Source organism: Bacteroidetes bacterium SB0662_bin_6, assembly GCA_009839485.1.
GTDB lineage: Bacteria > Bacteroidota > Rhodothermia > Rhodothermales > VXPQ01 > VXPQ01.
Window position 1 is genome coordinate 42009 of sequence record VXPQ01000042.1, and the last position, 14572, is coordinate 56580.

Genomic DNA, 14572 nt, shown 5'->3' on the forward strand with positions numbered 1-14572 from the left:
GCTGCTTCCCGCTTTGCTTTTGTTCGGCGGGAATCAAATCAGTCCCTCCCGGTCCAATTTACCTATAGGGCGCAGCCGGATCGGAGGGCGGTTTTTTGCGCCCGAACTTGGAGAAACTTCAACAATGAATACTCAAGAAACGTCCGCCAGGACACAGACCGGCCGCACGACGGGCGAAGAGGGATATACCTTCGTGGAAGTCCTGATCGTCGTCGCCGTCATCGCGGCCCTGTCCGTCGGCGCCTTCGCGCTGTTCACGGGCCGGGGCCAGACGACCGAGATGACCGCGGTGGCCCAGCAGGTCGGCCAGACCATCCAGTCGCAGCAACAGCTCATCTTCCGGGGATTGCGCAACGGCATGGTTTCCCCTAACGAGATTGCGGGATCGTTGAACTCGCTATTGGCTGAACACCGCTTCGTTCAATCCGTGGCAGCGGCTCCAGGCGCATGCACCGGAGGAGGTTCTGACATGAACGGTCTTCAGTTTAATCTGGATCCCAGCGAATTCGATACCACGGCGGAAGCCGGCGAATTGCAAAGCATCATTCACGCTTCCATCGTCAACGTGTTCTCCGATGAAGACGGCAACGCGTACGGCGCTGCGGATAACCGGCGTTATCGCGCAGTGATGCAAATCACGGGAACCGCCGGCAGTTCAGATGCAGCCGGCGATTATCTGGATGATTCAACCGCCGCTTTGTTCACGCTGAATCCTCCGAATAATACCGCCGTGGCGTATGCTTGCCTCGACAACACGTAGATGTCGCGTGCCGGTCTGAGCCCCTTGGAGGAAAATGCCATGAAGAGGGCCGTTGTAGCGCGCGCCAACGAAAAAGGCGCCTTCGATACAACGGCCCTCTGGGGGCTCGCGCTTGCTACGGGCATTACCTACGCGTCACTTGTCGGAATCGGCATTTCGCGCGAGGAAATGCGCATCCGGGCGCTGGTCGCGGAAACGCACGATCTGCTCGAGGGCGTTCGCGCCTGGCAGGCAGACCATGCCGCTCCGGTCAGCGCCTACCTGGATGCGGTGGAGGTCGGATGGCCGGATGCCGATCCCGACCCGCTGGATTCAACCGATTACGCCTGCCGGGACGCCCTGGCAGTGCTGGCCGGCGATACCGATGGCGACGGCGTGCCCGATCCGGGCGAGCCGAACTACATATCGGCAAGGTTCGCAAGCTCCGCCGGCGCCCTCTCCGATCCCCGTCTGAGCTGGGTCACCCGCTGCGACGGGGGCGGGGGCCAGCAGTTCCGGTTGCAGTTGACCAGTTTCGGAGCCGATCCGGCCTGCTCCTCCTCCCCCGGCGATCTCGCCCAGGAATGCCCGGGCAGTGATGTCGCCCGGATCGTTGCGGCGTCGACCGGCGGCCAGGTATTGCCGGAAGGCACGGGCACGCCTTCTTCGTTCGCCGCGGGCAACGAATACGTCGACTGGACGGTATGGCGGGGCGCCGCCTATCCGGCCCTGAACCGCCTGGGCGAACTGCTGGTGTGGCGAGATTACAACGAAGCCGACAGCCTGGGCCTGGAACGCTCGACGGCGGCCACGTCGGGCATCCAGCTGGGCGGCTGGGTGGACCGGTCAACGACGCCGGAGGTGCAGCATTTCGCGGACAGCCCCGCCGCCCTGGCGCGCTGGATCACGGGCGTCGACCGCACCAACCCCGCTGCTGACGTCCGGCCGCTTTCGCCCGCCACGCCGAACCGCCTCGATGCACGCTCGTTCGCGGTGTTCAACCGTGCGGTCCGCTACGACGTGTTCAACGGTCCCGAGAACCTGTTTACCGTTCCCTCACCCTCGCCGTGCGACGGCGGCGCGCCCCCGCGCTGGATCGCATCCCTTGAATCGATCCGGGTCACCTTCGGCGGGGTTGTGGACGTTGATCAGCCCGTGATCGGCGCCGGCTCCACGAATGACATTGAGACGCTCGTGCCGATCAGCTGGCAGGTATGGGACGACGGCGTAGGCGCAGTCTACAGTCCCGAAGTTATTGTTGGAGTATTCACGGTGCTGCCGGAATTCATCGACAACATCAGCGCTCTGCCGCCAGCCGACCGGGGCTATTGTCAGCCTGCGGTGATTCACGGTGAGGTGGACAGCGCGGACACCTCTGCCAATATCGACGTGTTTGCCCTTTCCGATGCCGATCCCGCCCCGGGCACTCAAATCGTGCGAAATTGCCTGCAGTCGGACGGCTTCTCTCCCTATACCCTTCAGCAAACGCTTCCGCTGGTGCCGCGCAACCACCTGGCCTGGGCGGGCGACCCATTGAATCCTTTTCCAACGGTCAGACTGTCCGTCATGGCGCATTGCCCGTCTCCCGGCAGCGATGCCTAAGCCGCGCGGTTCGGCACCCTGCCGAAACGAAGGGGGATTTTCGACAACCGAACTGGTTGTGGTCATCGCGGTGATTGCCGTGCTGACCAGCGGCGCGATCACGTTCTTTTTCGGACGTCTCGAAACGGCCCGCCGGCTTGCCGTGACCAGCCAGCTCGCCGAAGCCATCGAGAACGTGCAGCAATTGCCTGACGGAAATCCGTTTACCTGGCAGGCAACCGCGCAGAATCTGATTGCGGACGTGATGGACGCCGACCCGCCCGCCGCCGACGTAGCCGCCGGCACTTCGGCGAACCTGCTGTCCGATGGCCTGCACGCGGGACGCACGCTGGTGGACGGCGAAGCGCTCATGCGCGATCCCACCGCAGCCGCCGTGACCCTGGCCGGGTGCGTGGCGGACGACCTGCAGCTTACGCTGCATCCGGCCTCATTCCCTGCCGACAACGCCTTGCGCGACGTCGATGCGCATTGGCTGATGGGCAATCTGCAGACCGCCATGCCGCAATTGATAGTCGTGGAGCAGCGCGACGCTCTGTTCTGCTGCCTGCCGGCTTCATGACCTCGGCCGGCCTCCACGCGCGGCAAGGCGCTCCCGGAAAGAAATCCGGCGAGGCGGGCTGGCTGACCGTCGAAATGCTGGTCACGGTAGCGGCGGCGATCGCGCTTTCGGTGCTGGGCTGGCGGTTCTTCGATGACTGGATGCAGAGGGCCGAAAATCGGCAAAAGGCCATTGCGGCGGTCTGGGAAGTGTCGGCTTTTCAGGCTCGCGCGAATACGGGTCAACGCGATGTTCCCGACGTGATCCAGGATGGCCCGGGCTTCGATTTGCCCGGCGGGGAATTCGTCGGACGGGGCGGCGCCTGCCTGCTGGACGGCGGCGATGCCGGCTTCACTCCCGAGAATTCGCCGTTCCAAGGCGTGGTCCGCACCTGCGTTCCCTGCAGCGACTCTGGCGCCGGCTCGGTTCCGGTCGCCGCATTGGGCGCCATAACGTGCACCCCCAGAGGCCTAGGACTGCCGAAACGCTGCGCCACGCGAGCGGGGATGCGTCTGGCACTGCCGATCGCCGCCGGCACGGCACGGCCGGGAGCGCCCGCGACCTCCAAGCTGATGCAAGGCCTATGGATCCCCGCGGATTCGGCTCAGGACGCCATGGAAATTCAGCACTATCTCGAGTCGGACCCCCGGTTCTCCCAGCTACCGGACATCGCGATCAGCCGAACGGGCGATCCCGCGGATCCATCCGTGACGGCGGGCCTGTTCCTGTGTCTTTAGAGTCCTTGAACGCGCAAGGAACGCGCAAGACCGGACACGCCGTGGGGACGGCGCCCTTCTTTAACCGGGCCAATAGTAATCGCCTGCGATGATGGATCCGCGCTGCCGATCGCAGTTCGCGCCGGCCGGTTCGCGGCTGCGATCGAAATCGCTGCCCATGCCCATTTGCCTCCGAGCCAGCTCCAACGCGGCTTCGCGCTGGGCCGGCGTGCGCACAGCCCAAAGGCTGTCGGCCGTGGCGGGGTTATGCGAGGCCCAGTCCTTTCTCCATCGGTTTGCCGGCACAAGGTTGTCGACCAGCCCGTCGCTGTCCGCATCGACCGCCACACCGTCGGTGTGTCGGCAGGGACGAAAGAGCAGCGCACGGGTAGGCGCCGGGAATTTCCAGCCCAGATTCTCACGCTGGAACGTGCTGCGCCCAGCCAGAGCAGCGCGCACATCCGCACGCGCCGCGGCGAGTTTGCTCGACGGGGTCCAGTAGGCATCCGCCGCTGAGTCACCCTCCGGGGTGATCCTTGGCTGGGACATGGCGAACATGAACGTTACCAGAATCGCTGAGGCGATCATGCCAAGTGCGGTTGAAGACATTGCCGATGGGTTCCCGGTTCCCTGGTCGAGTATTATAATACAGATCGTAAATATAATTTATTGTCCAATAATATTGGTAATTTTGAACATAACGTAATTATGTTATACAATTGACCGTTCACTTCCTGCATGCTTGCTTCCGGGCAAGTCAGGGCCGTGTACGCTGATCGCCGACGACGGGTCACTCCAACAGGCCGTCCGCCGTCGGGATTTTCTGGAGTTGGTGAATGAGACAAGAGGAATTCAGGCTGCCGTTGCGCTGCTTCGCCGGTACATTGGCGATCGGCCTGACGCTGGTATCCGGCATCCGTGCGGCCGAGGGCAATGATGCGGGCGAAGAGGCAAGGCAAACGTACGTCATGGTTGGCGCGACGGAAGCCGCGCCGGCCGTAGTGTGGATCACCGGCAGGCCTTCAAATCCCGACCAGGTGCACGGAACCGGAGAAGCGGCGAATCTTGTCAAGGCGCTTGAGTCGGTCCTGCCTGCCGGCTGGACGATCTGGGCTCCGGAGAATCTCGAGAGAACGGATCAGGCGGAAGGAGAACCCGTTTCCTGGACAGGCAACGGGAATGTCTGGCCCGATGTCATTGAAGAGCTAGCCGGTCAAAAGGGGGTGGCAATAGTTGCCGACGTGCTGAAACGCCGGGCGGTCATCGATATGCATGCACAAGTGAACCCGGGGCCGATACGGATGCTTGACGCCAACCAGGCGGACGCGCTTCACGGGCCGGCAGAGGATGCCAGCCTTGGGGCCTTGCCTGCGGAACATCCACTGTATCGCCAATATGCGACGCCGGGGCGGCTTTCCGCCGAACCGCTGCCCGACACGATCGGCCGCATTGCCTGGCGCTTCGTGCCGGTCGGAGTGCAGATTGATCTCTCCGCGCTGGGCGTGTATGTCAATGCTCCCGTGTTCCAGTGGGACATCAGTTCCGTTTCCGTGTCTCCAAAGGCGGCGCTGGAGACGCTGATGCCCGAGGGCTACTGCATTGACGAGGCGGATTTTCCGACGGTCAGAGCAACCATCTGCACGAGCGAACAGCCGGATTCCAACACCAAGGCCGACGGCACGGAGGAGCGTGATGATTCGGCGTCCTGATGCGCTTGTGGCGGTACTGGCCCTTGCCCTGGCCGGCTGCTCGCCGATGGGGGGTGGTGCGGACAATGCCGCCCGCGAAGTACGGCAGCAATTTGAGAGAAGCCTGAACGACAGCGTCTCCGAAGAACGCCCGGAGCGTCCTTCCGACTTGGTTCCGGCCCCGGTCGTAGGCCGCCCGGACCCCAGGCCGCTGCGCGTCGACCCCGTTCCGGACCTGGAACTGACATTGACGCAATGTGTCGAATACATGCTGCCTGACTGGGAAACGAAGGTTTTCACGGCCCATCCGGAGGATCCCTTCCCGCCCATCGGCGAGTCTCGAAGGGTGCGGTTTCGGGGAGGCTCCCTGGCGCAGTTCTTGGAGACACTTTCCGAAATCTGGGATGTGGATGTGTCCTCACCGCATGTCGGCCTGGTCCATGTCGAATCGCGGCGCCTGGAGCCCTGGCTGGTGACTCACTGGATGCAGCCACCGCTGGCGCCCGGAGGCGGCGGCGGCACTCAGGGCATGACCGGTCAGACCGGGTCCCGGCAACAAAACCGGGGAGGCAATCAATGGCAGCAGGGCAGCTCCGGCGCCGGGGGAGCGGCAACGGGCTCGGGAGGTTCGGTATCGACCGAACTGGTGGCTGCGCCGGGCGAAGGGCTGGAGATGCTCATGCGCCGCCTGGTCGAATTGGCAGGTGGGCAGGATGGGACCAGCGAGCGCTCCGTGTGGCTCAATGCGGAAGCGGGCCTGCTCTATATCTGGGCGCCGCGCTCGGTACGCCGGGCCATGCGCCCGCTATTACTGAATTATGGCGCCCGGCCGCTGGCGGCCGATCCCGAATTGCTGACCATGATGACCCGCGGGCATTTCCGGCTGCGTTTGGTGCTGGTGCGGATTGCATCCAACGATGACCGCAACATAGGGCTGCAGTGGGAGGAAAGCCTGCAAGCCATCTTTCCGTCGGGGCGAAGTGTTCTGGGAGTTCCGGATGTCGGCTACGGCGGGCCCGCGCGCGAGGACCGGCTTTCCGCCGGCGGAGAGCTCCTGGTCGGGCAATCCGGCATACGGATTGGCGGCACGGCTGCCTATGACCGCGATGCCGTTACCTTTCCGTTCGGTTCGCGCTGGGAACTGGCAACGGAACGCGCCCGGCAGGACGCAATGCAGCAAGTTATTGAATTGGAGCGGCAACGCACGGACGCGGATCTCTCACGGGTCCAAAGCCGCATTACCGAATTGGAGCAGCTGCGTCAGGAGAGCCTGTCGGACAGTGCCGCTGGCGATTTCACCGACGCGCAAGCCGACGAATTGAGCGCGCTTCGCCTTGAGGCCGACAAGATCAACGTGGAATTGGCGGATCTGGCCAGGGATATGGGCCTGGCTGCGGTGCGAAGCACACAAGTACAGGAATGGCTGGACCGCGTGACCGAGGGTGCCGAACGCGACTTGCAACGTTCGCTGAGCCTGCTAGCCAGTCTGGGTTCGGCTCACGGACAAACCCAGATCGCCCACACCATTTCGATCGATGCGCGCCATGGGCGGCCGTTGCCGCTACGGGTCGGCTCGGAGCGAACCTACGTGGGCAGCATCAGCGAAACGGTGTCCGAGACGTTCTCGACATCGTCTGCCACGCCCGAGACCCGGCTCGAAGGCCTCGACCTGGTCATGCGTCCGTGGCTGGAGGGACGCCAATGCGTGCGGGTGGGACTGGCGCTGACCAGTTCCGGAATTACATCCATCGCATCGTACACAGTGGGGGACACGACCTTGTCCATTCCCCAGATGGCGATTCAGACGTGGGTATCGGAACGGCGGTTGTGCGACTCCAGGCCCGCCATGCTGGGGCGGTTCAAGCTCGAGACGACGGTGCGAACCCGCTCGGGAGTGCCCCTCCCCGGCGGGCGGCAACTTCCGATCAGCTCCGACAAGCAGGGGAATGCCGAGGAATACCTGCTGCTGCTGCAGGTATTGCTTCCGCCGGAATGGGGTTGGCGGTGAAGCCGGTCTATCCACATACGCATTACGGATCGTTGGTCTGCGAACCCGGCTGGAAAGAGTTACTTCCGGCCGGGTGTTACGGGGACCATCCGGCTTGGTACGCCTCAGTCGAGGCGTTCGAATCGCTCCGAGACAGGACCGCCCTGATTCCCTGGCTGCTCTTCAATCGCCACCTGTGGGAGGAACAGGCGGAGGCTCTTCCCGGCGGCAGTGAAAACCTGAATCTGCTGGTCCCGCGCGGAGACGGCAAGGGAGCGGTATCGCAAGGCTGGTATGTGCGCTTGATGCTGTCTGAGGATCTGGAGATCCAGGGCCTTGAGACCGTGTCGATGGAGGACGAGTCCGCACCATCGCCGGAAGGCTTCGAAGTGTTGCCCATGGGCCCGATGCCGCCGCGCGCAGCCGGTCCCAATCGACGCCGCGTTCGCCTGCTCGCCAGCGTTTTGCTGCTGGCCGTTTCGGTCGCTCTTGTTTGCGCAATCGAAATGGTTTCCGGCGCTGTTTCCGATCGGGACTCGCGATATGCGGCGCTGGAAGCCGAATTGCGCGCGCTGCAGGGACACGAAGCGTCATTGCGCGCCAAATGGATCAATCAACAGTCGATGGGTATAACGCCGGGGCGGTCGGCGCAGTTGCTCATGGATGCGATGTGGTTCGATGCCCAGATTGAGTTGGACGGGCCCCTGGTGAAGTGGAAAGGCGAGCAGTCGCATCCATTCGGCATGAGTTGCGACCCCGCCCCGTCTGACGGCAATGGAGAGGGCTGGCGAGATTGCCGGTGGAACCGTTCATGACCCTGCACCAGTGGATCTGGCGCTTGTCCTCGCGTGCGCCTCTGCCGGTCTGGGGATTGGCGCTGCTGCTGCCCATTGTGTACGGCGGGTGGACGCTTCAATCCGCCAGCGGCGTCGACCCGGAGACCTTGCAGCGCAGAATTGCCATGGTGACCGATTCTCTGGTGAGCTTGCAGGCGCAACTGCAGACTCTCGACGGCGGCCAGGAAGTCGCGAACTCCCCCATTGCGGTCTCCGAGGATTTTCTCGATTTACTGCTGCGCCACCGTTGCGGCATGCAGCAGGGATTTGAAATAAGCCGTCAGGACGGGCAATCGAAATTGCTGCTGAGGGGCGATTCGCTCGAAGCCATGTGCGCACTTCGGGTAGTCCGGCAGCTACCGGGCGTGGTTCGGCAATTGCGTCGGAATGAAAAAGGCCAGGTCAACTTCATCTGGGAGGAGATAGCGCAGTGAGCGGTTTTTTCGCGATAGCAAGACGATCTTGCATGAAGTCCGTGTCCGTTGGTTTCATCGGCCTGCTGGCGCTGGCGCCAGCGCGGGCGCAACAGGAAGTAGAAAATACTTCGCCCGAAACAGAGCAGGATATCGCCGCCTTGTACCAGGAACTCCATTCGCGCGAGGAAGAACAGGCCCAACGGCGCCTGGAGATCATCAGCATGCGCGGAGAAGCCGCCAGACTGACGGCGAACACGGAGGAATTGAATGCCCAGGCACAAAATTGCAAGGCGCGGCGGGATGCCTACGAAGCCGGCGCCCAGGTCAGCTTGTGTCCGAACGACGAGCAGCCCGCAGAGGCGCGGGAAGTTGCCACGGAAGATCTCCTGGACACCCGGGAAATGGAGTCGATGTTTACGGTCATCGAGATGCGGCTGGCGGCGCTGGAACAGCAGTTTTTCGAAGCCGGGCAGCTCTTGGCGATCGACGCGCAGGGGCAACTCGGACACTCATCGCAACCGGCGGATACATCCGACGCCACGTTGCTGATGGCCGGGCCGGCGCGGGCTGTTGTAAGGCTTTCCAGCAACAACAAGACGGCAATCTATCGATTGCCGTTCGAGGCGAGGCCGGATGGCCGCAATTGCATCACAACGGTCAAGTCACTTCATGGAATCGGATCCCGGATACGGATCTGCAGTGCAGGGGCCGCACTGTAATTGGTCGTTACCCATGGGCCATGCCGCACCCTCGTGCGCACAGCGGCGTATTTCCTGCACGGGCCGCATCGATCGGAAGTAATGACTGGACCGGACGGTATTCGTGCGAGTCTGCGCGCGGAGGGCGTTTCATTTGCATTGGGCAGCCGGAACCATGGGCGGCCGGCGAGCGCGAGTAAGAGAACGGCGGAAAAAGCCGGCCGCGGGGCCGGCCGTTTACTGCTGCAAGGTTCGGAAAGGAGCCTGAGCGCAGTATTCCGTTGATTCGGGATTCCCGGCTACGCCGGGACTATGATTCATCCGGCGCATGCAGTCTGCGGACTTCAGCCGTCATTGTTCTCAGATCTCTGAAAATCCGGCTGACTCTGCGGGCATAGAAATTCCCGTTCGTTGTCAACGTGACGCCGTTGCTTCGCCTGACAAAGAGCTCGGTTTCCAGAAATTGCTCAAGCAGCTGTACATGTCTGCTGATCGCGCCCGGCGAGACCTTCAGTTCGATTGCCGCATGTAGGAAACTTTCGTGCCTGCCCGCCGCCTCGAATGCCTGAAGCGACTTCAGCGGCGGCAGCGACTCATTGATCATGTATTTCCGGCGCGATCGAGTGTCAGATATTCTGAGGCAGACTAGACATTATCTACGTCATGGTCAACCATGGGCTTCTGCTCGTTGCATTCGAGTTGCCCGAAATTTCGCGCTATCCGCTTGGGGACTCGGATGCGGCGGCTAAGACCGTGATTCCATGCCGGCCGAATTAGGCTGTTTGCCCCGCGCCCCGGCAAGTGGACGGAACTCCACTAATGAGCTCCGGTCCGGCTCGGCGTGGACCATCCACCCCGATCTCAAGATCAGGGATTACGGGATTTCCGGCGTATTCGTGGGAAGCGAAAAACGCCTAGGTGCGCGATAACCCGGGCTGGGCGCATTCGCCCATCAGCCAATTCTTCAGCTGGACGCACATGGGATTGTTCGAAGCCGAAGCGTTCATGACGAGATGGTAGGAGTTTTCCGCTTCGACGGAAAGGTGCGTCAGCGGAACGAGTGTTCCAGCCGCCAACTCCTTCGCGATCATCTCGCCATGTCCGACGGCCATGCCCATGCCGTCGACCGCTGCCTGGATGACGCCCTTGTAAAGGGCGAAGCGCATGCTCGCGGCAAGTTCGCCACCGTTCACGCCTACGGCGCGCGCCCAGTCCGGCCAGTCGCTGTTCCACCACTTGTCGTGCAAAAGGGGTTGACGGATGACTTCTTCGGCGCTCGGTTGACCTGACAGCCTCTTGCGGAATTCGGGGCTGCAAACGGGAAAAATCTCTTCCCCGAAAAGTCGGGTGACGCTGTAGCCAGGATGCCGGCCGTTGGAATAGAGAATCCAGGCATCGACATCTTCGCGATTGAAATCGTGCTCACCGTTGTGACACTCGACTTGCAATTGCGCCCGGTCGAACGCATCTCTGAACGAGGGAATCCTGCGGTAGAGCCAGCGGTCGGCGAATATCGGGAGCGTGGAGATCACGATCGCACGGTCTCGAGACAGCGCGTTGACGCGATCCGTCACAATTTTCAGGTCCCTGAATATGCGCGTGACGTTTTCGGCGTAGTCCCTTCCGGCGGAAGTCAGCGTTACCCCATTGCTCCGCCGCAAGAACAATTCGGTTCCCAGATACTGCTCAAGCAGGCGCACATGTCGGCTGATTGCGCCGGAAGTGATCTGCTGCTCGGCCGCCGCTTCGAGAAAGCTCTCATATCTCGCTGCCGCCTCAAATGCCTGGAGCGACTTCAGTGGAGGCAACAGTTTTGTCTTCATGGATCTCGGTCTCTCCGGGAAGGCTCAATATTACTGAGCCAGACTAGGCGCAATCTGCAGCGGGGTCAACCACCGTCTCCGGAAAACCCGTCCGGCCAACACGCGCGCGCCTGGCCCGATGGCATCGAACAGCGGAAGGCTGGGCCGGGCGTTGGGGAAAAGTACTGTATCAAATAACCTGAGCCTCCCCTACAAATAAAATCGTTGAAGGAACGCGTAACCCAAGGTACCCTTCGCAACAAAAAAAGGGGGGGTGCCGACACTTCAATCTAGGCAGTCCACTGCGTCGTCAGGCATGGAATGCCGGTTGCGCAATCTGCGCAGGGATTGGTGCGTTGAGCGAACCCTGTGAATAAACTCGAAGAATTCACTGTCGCGCTGAGTGCTTTGCACGCGGCCGCGCTCGACGATGGCAAATGGCATGAAGCCTCTCGTGCCATCGATCAGTTATGCGGCGCAAAAGGCAATGGAATTGCATTTGGATACACCGGATCGAGGGAAGAAGAACGGATACTGTTCGCAGACTTGTCCTTCCACGGCGCACCAAACGCCGAGTTGTTTTGGGAGTACATGAACGACTATTACCGATTGGACGAACGCATTCCGCGTTTATTGCGCTTGGGTGACAGCCAGATTGTGCACACTCCCGAACTGTATTCCAAAATGGAAAAGAAAAATTCAATTGTCTTTAACGGTTTATTTATACGTGCGCATTTCCGGAATGGCCTGAGTGTCAGAATGGATGGACCCAAGGGCAGCAATATCGTATGGAACCTGGGCAATCCCCTGAAGAACGACAGTTGGTCGTCAGCTCAAGTCGCATCTGTCCGTGAACTTTTGCCGCACTTGCGTCAGTGTATTGCTACGCGAAAGATGCTGGTTGATGCGGGTGCGCTCGGCAACTCGTTGCAGGCGATGCTGGAGAACATGCGTTGCGGAATCGTGCAACTGGATTGGCGGGGGCGGATCATGGCTGCCAATGACACTGCGTTACGAGTTTTCAAGCAGGGCAATACGTTGGTGGACAGCGGAGGTGTCCTGGGCGCCGTTTCAAGAACCGACGACGTCAGCCTGCAGCGAATGCTCGCGCGGGCGCTACCGCGCTTCGGCAAGCAGGCCACCAGCGGATCGATGAAGGTAACGGGCTGCGACAAGATGCGGGAGAGCCTGGTTCAGGTAACTCCACTGAGCGGCATGTCGCCGGATATCCGCCCCTGGAGCATTGCCGCTCTTGTATTCATCTCCGAAGATGAACCCGGGGCCGGAATCGATCCCATGGAATTAGGGGCGGCCTTTGGTCTAACCAGAACGGAAAGCCTGGTGACCGTGCTCCTGGCTCAAGGCAGGACCGCCAGCAGCATTGCCAAGCAATGGAATCGCAGTGAACGCACGATCCGTTGGCACATCTCGCAGATCTTCAGCAAGCTTGGTATTTCAAGGCAGGCGGAGTTGGTCCGCCGCGTATTCCTGCTGTCCGGCCGCCGGAACATGCCAGGAAGTTCTTGAGCGCTCAAATTAGAGCATCCGCACGACAAATTGAAGTTGACGCTGGAATTCATGTAATCCCCGCAGTTTTACTGGTTTCAAGAAGCACATCGCGCCCTATTATTCGCGCCCGCCTGGCAATCGGGGGAGCCACGTGCGGCGCGTGATCGGAGAATTGCAATGACTAAGGGGTTGGGAAACATGCAGGAACTACAAAGGCCGGGAAGTGTTAGACATATCTGGCGTAAGTACTCTTACGGATTGTTCGGGAGCTCGAGTACGGAACGAACAACTGAATCCACAAATGGGGCGGATATAAGCGAAGCCAGGCCGCCTTTGATCGGTCCAGGCAAGGTTCCTCTTGACAACCTGGCCTATCTGCACGATGCCGAGGGTTTCGGCGAAATGGATGTGGGCTACCTGAGCCGACTGTACGAAAGGGCAACCGGGGAGCCGCCGCACGAGGTATTGGTCCTTGAGAATGGGGTGCTGATCGAGACCGGTGTATTGGGGAGCTACGAGTGTTTTCCAAATGGTTACTTGCCAATTCTATTGTCGCGCAGTCGAAATGGTTGGGTCGTCTTTGACACGGGACATTCGGCATCCGAATCGCTCCTCGTTTCGGCCGACGTGTGTTGCGATGGCGACGTCCTTTACCTCGAGTGCGAAACCTCAGCGCAACTCCAAGGCTGCATTACAAGGCTCGTGCGAGTGTTGAGAAACTTAAATGAAGGCTGACATTCGATTTGGTAGCCGATCGCGTCTCCTTTCCCCTCACCAATACTCCACGGTTTGAATTGGCCGACGGCCACTTAATCCCATCCGCGGCAATGGACCGTGTAGACAACGCTCGTGCTTTCCGCAGCCACAGCATGTGTGCTTGTCGTGGCTTTGCTTCCGAGCATGTGTCGTCGCCGTGACACTGGCCGGCAGAGCAACCGCGAGCAGTATTCACGTTACTACCAGGATTCGCTTCCGCCTGGCTGCGTCTTCCGCTGTCTTCAATGCTGCGACGCGCGCGTGATGGCCTGCGGGGCGACACCGTTTGGGACGTAGCCAGCGCTGGAAGAATCCGGCGGTGGGATCGCTGGTATCGGCCTGCGCTGCCCAGTCCAGCTGGAGGCTAGGAGCGTGCCAAACCTTGGAAGGCTAAATGGACAATTTCGCATAATGCCGCTTCGAAAATTTACGAGCACGGCAATCGTGGGAAGAAAGTCTTTCGATGCGGTCGTGCTGTTCCTGGTCGTCGTCTCCCTTGTTGCGTTTTCGTTGGAAACCGTGCCCGATTTGCCAGCGAACGCCTACTCGTGGCTGTTGATTTGCGAAGGCGCAATCACACTGCTGTTCACCGTGGAGTACCTGCTTCGATCGAATGCGGCGAATCGGTATAGAGACTACGCGCTCAGCTTCTTCGGCATCGTCGACTTACTTGCGATTCTGCCTTTCTATCTTGAGTTCATGGGGATTCTTGAAGGCGACGCTCGCTTCCTGCGCGCCTTGCGCCTCCTGCGCGTGTTTGAAGTATTTCGGTTGAGTGGGCTGGAAAAGGCCGTGCGCGACTGTATCAAGGCTCTCACGCTCGCTTGGCGGCCGCTTGTCATTGCGGGGCTATTGTTCGCAGTCCTTCTCTTCCTCGCAGCCACGGGCATCTATTTCTTTGAGAGAGAAGCGCAGCCCCAACACTTTCCATCCATCGTTCACAGCCTGTGGTGGTCGATCATTACACTGACAACCGTGGGGTATGGAGATGTTGTCCCCATTACTGCGGGGGGCAGGTTTTTCGCCGCGGTTGTGGCCCTTGCGAGCGTGGGAATCGTGGCGGTCCCGGCGGCAATTTTCGCGTCCTCGTTATTGCAGACGAGCAAGCACGAAGGCTAGCTGATAGCGTGCCGCAGCCGGCCCGCACTCGACAAATCTCCGTGCTCGCCGCGAATGTGCAGCGCAGTTGAGAAAAATGGATCACTCCGCAATTCGGGACGGGTCGGGTAACCAGTCCGGGGCCTCCTCCGGGTGGGCGGGTGTGGAGGAACGGACCTTGCTTTTC

Annotated in this window: 14 protein-coding genes; 11 read left to right on the forward strand and 3 right to left on the reverse strand. The window is 61.0% G+C overall.

Annotation, left to right across the window (positions count from 1 at the left end):
• The first annotated feature begins 124 nt into the window (after window positions 1-124).
• Genes F4Y00_07880 through F4Y00_07895 form a run of 4 tightly spaced genes read left to right on the forward strand, consistent with a single transcriptional unit; the run spans window position 125 to window position 3616 of the window.
• Entirely contained in the window at window positions 125-760 is a 636-nt protein-coding gene (locus F4Y00_07880; protein ID MYE04872.1) for a prepilin-type N-terminal cleavage/methylation domain-containing protein, read from the forward strand.
• Between the two features lie 39 nt (window positions 761-799).
• Window positions 800-2341, forward strand: coding sequence for a hypothetical protein (locus tag F4Y00_07885; GenBank protein ID MYE04873.1), 1542 nt, complete (start codon window positions 800-802; stop codon window positions 2339-2341).
• Between the two features lie 58 nt (window positions 2342-2399).
• Window positions 2400-2900 carry a hypothetical protein gene (locus tag F4Y00_07890; GenBank protein ID MYE04874.1) on the forward strand — a complete coding sequence of 167 codons (501 nt, stop codon included), beginning with the start codon at window positions 2400-2402 and terminating at the stop codon, window positions 2898-2900.
• Window positions 2897-3616: a hypothetical protein gene (locus F4Y00_07895; GenBank protein MYE04875.1), complete on the forward strand. Its 720-nt coding sequence runs from the start codon at window positions 2897-2899 to the stop codon at window positions 3614-3616. Before F4Y00_07890 ends, F4Y00_07895 begins: the two co-directional genes overlap by 4 nt.
• Window positions 3617-3676: 60 nt before the next feature.
• Here F4Y00_07895 and F4Y00_07900 read toward each other — a convergent pair whose 3' ends face one another.
• Window positions 3677-4204: a hypothetical protein gene (locus F4Y00_07900; protein ID MYE04876.1), complete on the reverse strand. Its 528-nt coding sequence runs from the start codon at window positions 4202-4204 to the stop codon at window positions 3677-3679.
• Between the two features lie 227 nt (window positions 4205-4431).
• Here F4Y00_07900 and F4Y00_07905 point away from each other — a divergent pair, with 227 nt between their 5' ends.
• The 5 genes from F4Y00_07905 to F4Y00_07925 are packed head-to-tail and all read left to right on the forward strand — an operon-like array spanning window position 4432 to window position 9241.
• Window positions 4432-5304 (forward strand): hypothetical protein, encoded by an 873-nt coding sequence (locus F4Y00_07905; GenBank protein MYE04877.1) that lies wholly within the window; start codon window positions 4432-4434, stop codon window positions 5302-5304.
• Window positions 5288-7291: a hypothetical protein gene (locus F4Y00_07910; protein ID MYE04878.1), complete on the forward strand. Its 2004-nt coding sequence runs from the start codon at window positions 5288-5290 to the stop codon at window positions 7289-7291. Before F4Y00_07905 ends, F4Y00_07910 begins: the two co-directional genes overlap by 17 nt.
• Window positions 7276-8085, forward strand: coding sequence for a hypothetical protein (locus tag F4Y00_07915; protein MYE04879.1), 810 nt, complete (start codon window positions 7276-7278; stop codon window positions 8083-8085). Before F4Y00_07910 ends, F4Y00_07915 begins: the two co-directional genes overlap by 16 nt.
• Entirely contained in the window at window positions 8082-8540 is a 459-nt protein-coding gene (locus F4Y00_07920) for a hypothetical protein (protein ID MYE04880.1), read from the forward strand. Before F4Y00_07915 ends, F4Y00_07920 begins: the two co-directional genes overlap by 4 nt.
• Before the next feature lie 32 nt (window positions 8541-8572).
• Entirely contained in the window at window positions 8573-9241 is a 669-nt protein-coding gene (locus F4Y00_07925; protein MYE04881.1) for a hypothetical protein, read from the forward strand.
• 289 nt (window positions 9242-9530) lie between these two features.
• On the opposite strand, the gene F4Y00_07930 is transcribed toward F4Y00_07925, so the two are convergent.
• Both F4Y00_07930 and F4Y00_07935 read right to left on the reverse strand, forming a co-directional pair.
• Window positions 9531-9824, reverse strand: a complete 294-nt coding sequence (locus tag F4Y00_07930; protein MYE04882.1) for a LysR family transcriptional regulator — start codon at window positions 9822-9824, stop codon at window positions 9531-9533.
• 310 nt (window positions 9825-10134) lie between these two features.
• On the reverse strand, window positions 10135-11043 hold the full coding sequence (locus tag F4Y00_07935; GenBank protein MYE04883.1) for a LysR family transcriptional regulator: 909 nt from the start codon (window positions 11041-11043) through the stop codon (window positions 10135-10137).
• Between the two features lie 348 nt (window positions 11044-11391).
• Here F4Y00_07935 and F4Y00_07940 point away from each other — a divergent pair, with 348 nt between their 5' ends.
• Together F4Y00_07940 and F4Y00_07945 are read left to right on the forward strand one after the other, a co-directional pair.
• Window positions 11392-12549 carry a hypothetical protein gene (locus F4Y00_07940; protein MYE04884.1) on the forward strand — a complete coding sequence of 386 codons (1158 nt, stop codon included), beginning with the start codon at window positions 11392-11394 and terminating at the stop codon, window positions 12547-12549.
• A gap of 1149 nt (window positions 12550-13698) precedes the next feature.
• On the forward strand, window positions 13699-14406 hold the full coding sequence (locus F4Y00_07945) for a potassium channel family protein (protein MYE04885.1): 708 nt from the start codon (window positions 13699-13701) through the stop codon (window positions 14404-14406).
• Window positions 14407-14572: the final 166 nt, after the last annotated feature.

Bases quoted from the DNA above. Each gene is read 5' to 3' on its own strand.
- F4Y00_07905 (MYE04877.1), top strand. From the start codon at position 4,432: ATGAGACAAGAGGAATTCAGGCTGCCGTTGCGCTGCTTCGCCGGTACA.
- F4Y00_07920 (MYE04880.1), top strand. From the start codon at position 8,082: ATGACCCTGCACCAGTGGATCTGGCGCTTGTCCTCGCGTGCGCCTCTG.
- F4Y00_07935 (MYE04883.1), bottom strand. From the start codon at position 11,043: ATGAAGACAAAACTGTTGCCTCCACTGAAGTCGCTCCAGGCATTTGAG.
- F4Y00_07880 (MYE04872.1), top strand. From the start codon at position 125: ATGAATACTCAAGAAACGTCCGCCAGGACACAGACCGGCCGCACGACG.
- F4Y00_07925 (MYE04881.1), top strand. From the start codon at position 8,573: ATGAAGTCCGTGTCCGTTGGTTTCATCGGCCTGCTGGCGCTGGCGCCA.
- F4Y00_07915 (MYE04879.1), top strand. From the start codon at position 7,276: ATGGGGTTGGCGGTGAAGCCGGTCTATCCACATACGCATTACGGATCG.
- F4Y00_07895 (MYE04875.1), top strand. From the start codon at position 2,897: ATGACCTCGGCCGGCCTCCACGCGCGGCAAGGCGCTCCCGGAAAGAAA.
- F4Y00_07910 (MYE04878.1), top strand. From the start codon at position 5,288: ATGATTCGGCGTCCTGATGCGCTTGTGGCGGTACTGGCCCTTGCCCTG.
- F4Y00_07900 (MYE04876.1), bottom strand. From the start codon at position 4,204: ATGTCTTCAACCGCACTTGGCATGATCGCCTCAGCGATTCTGGTAACG.
- F4Y00_07885 (MYE04873.1), top strand. From the start codon at position 800: ATGAAGAGGGCCGTTGTAGCGCGCGCCAACGAAAAAGGCGCCTTCGAT.
- F4Y00_07945 (MYE04885.1), top strand. From the start codon at position 13,699: ATGCCGCTTCGAAAATTTACGAGCACGGCAATCGTGGGAAGAAAGTCT.
- F4Y00_07930 (MYE04882.1), bottom strand. From the start codon at position 9,824: ATGATCAATGAGTCGCTGCCGCCGCTGAAGTCGCTTCAGGCATTCGAG.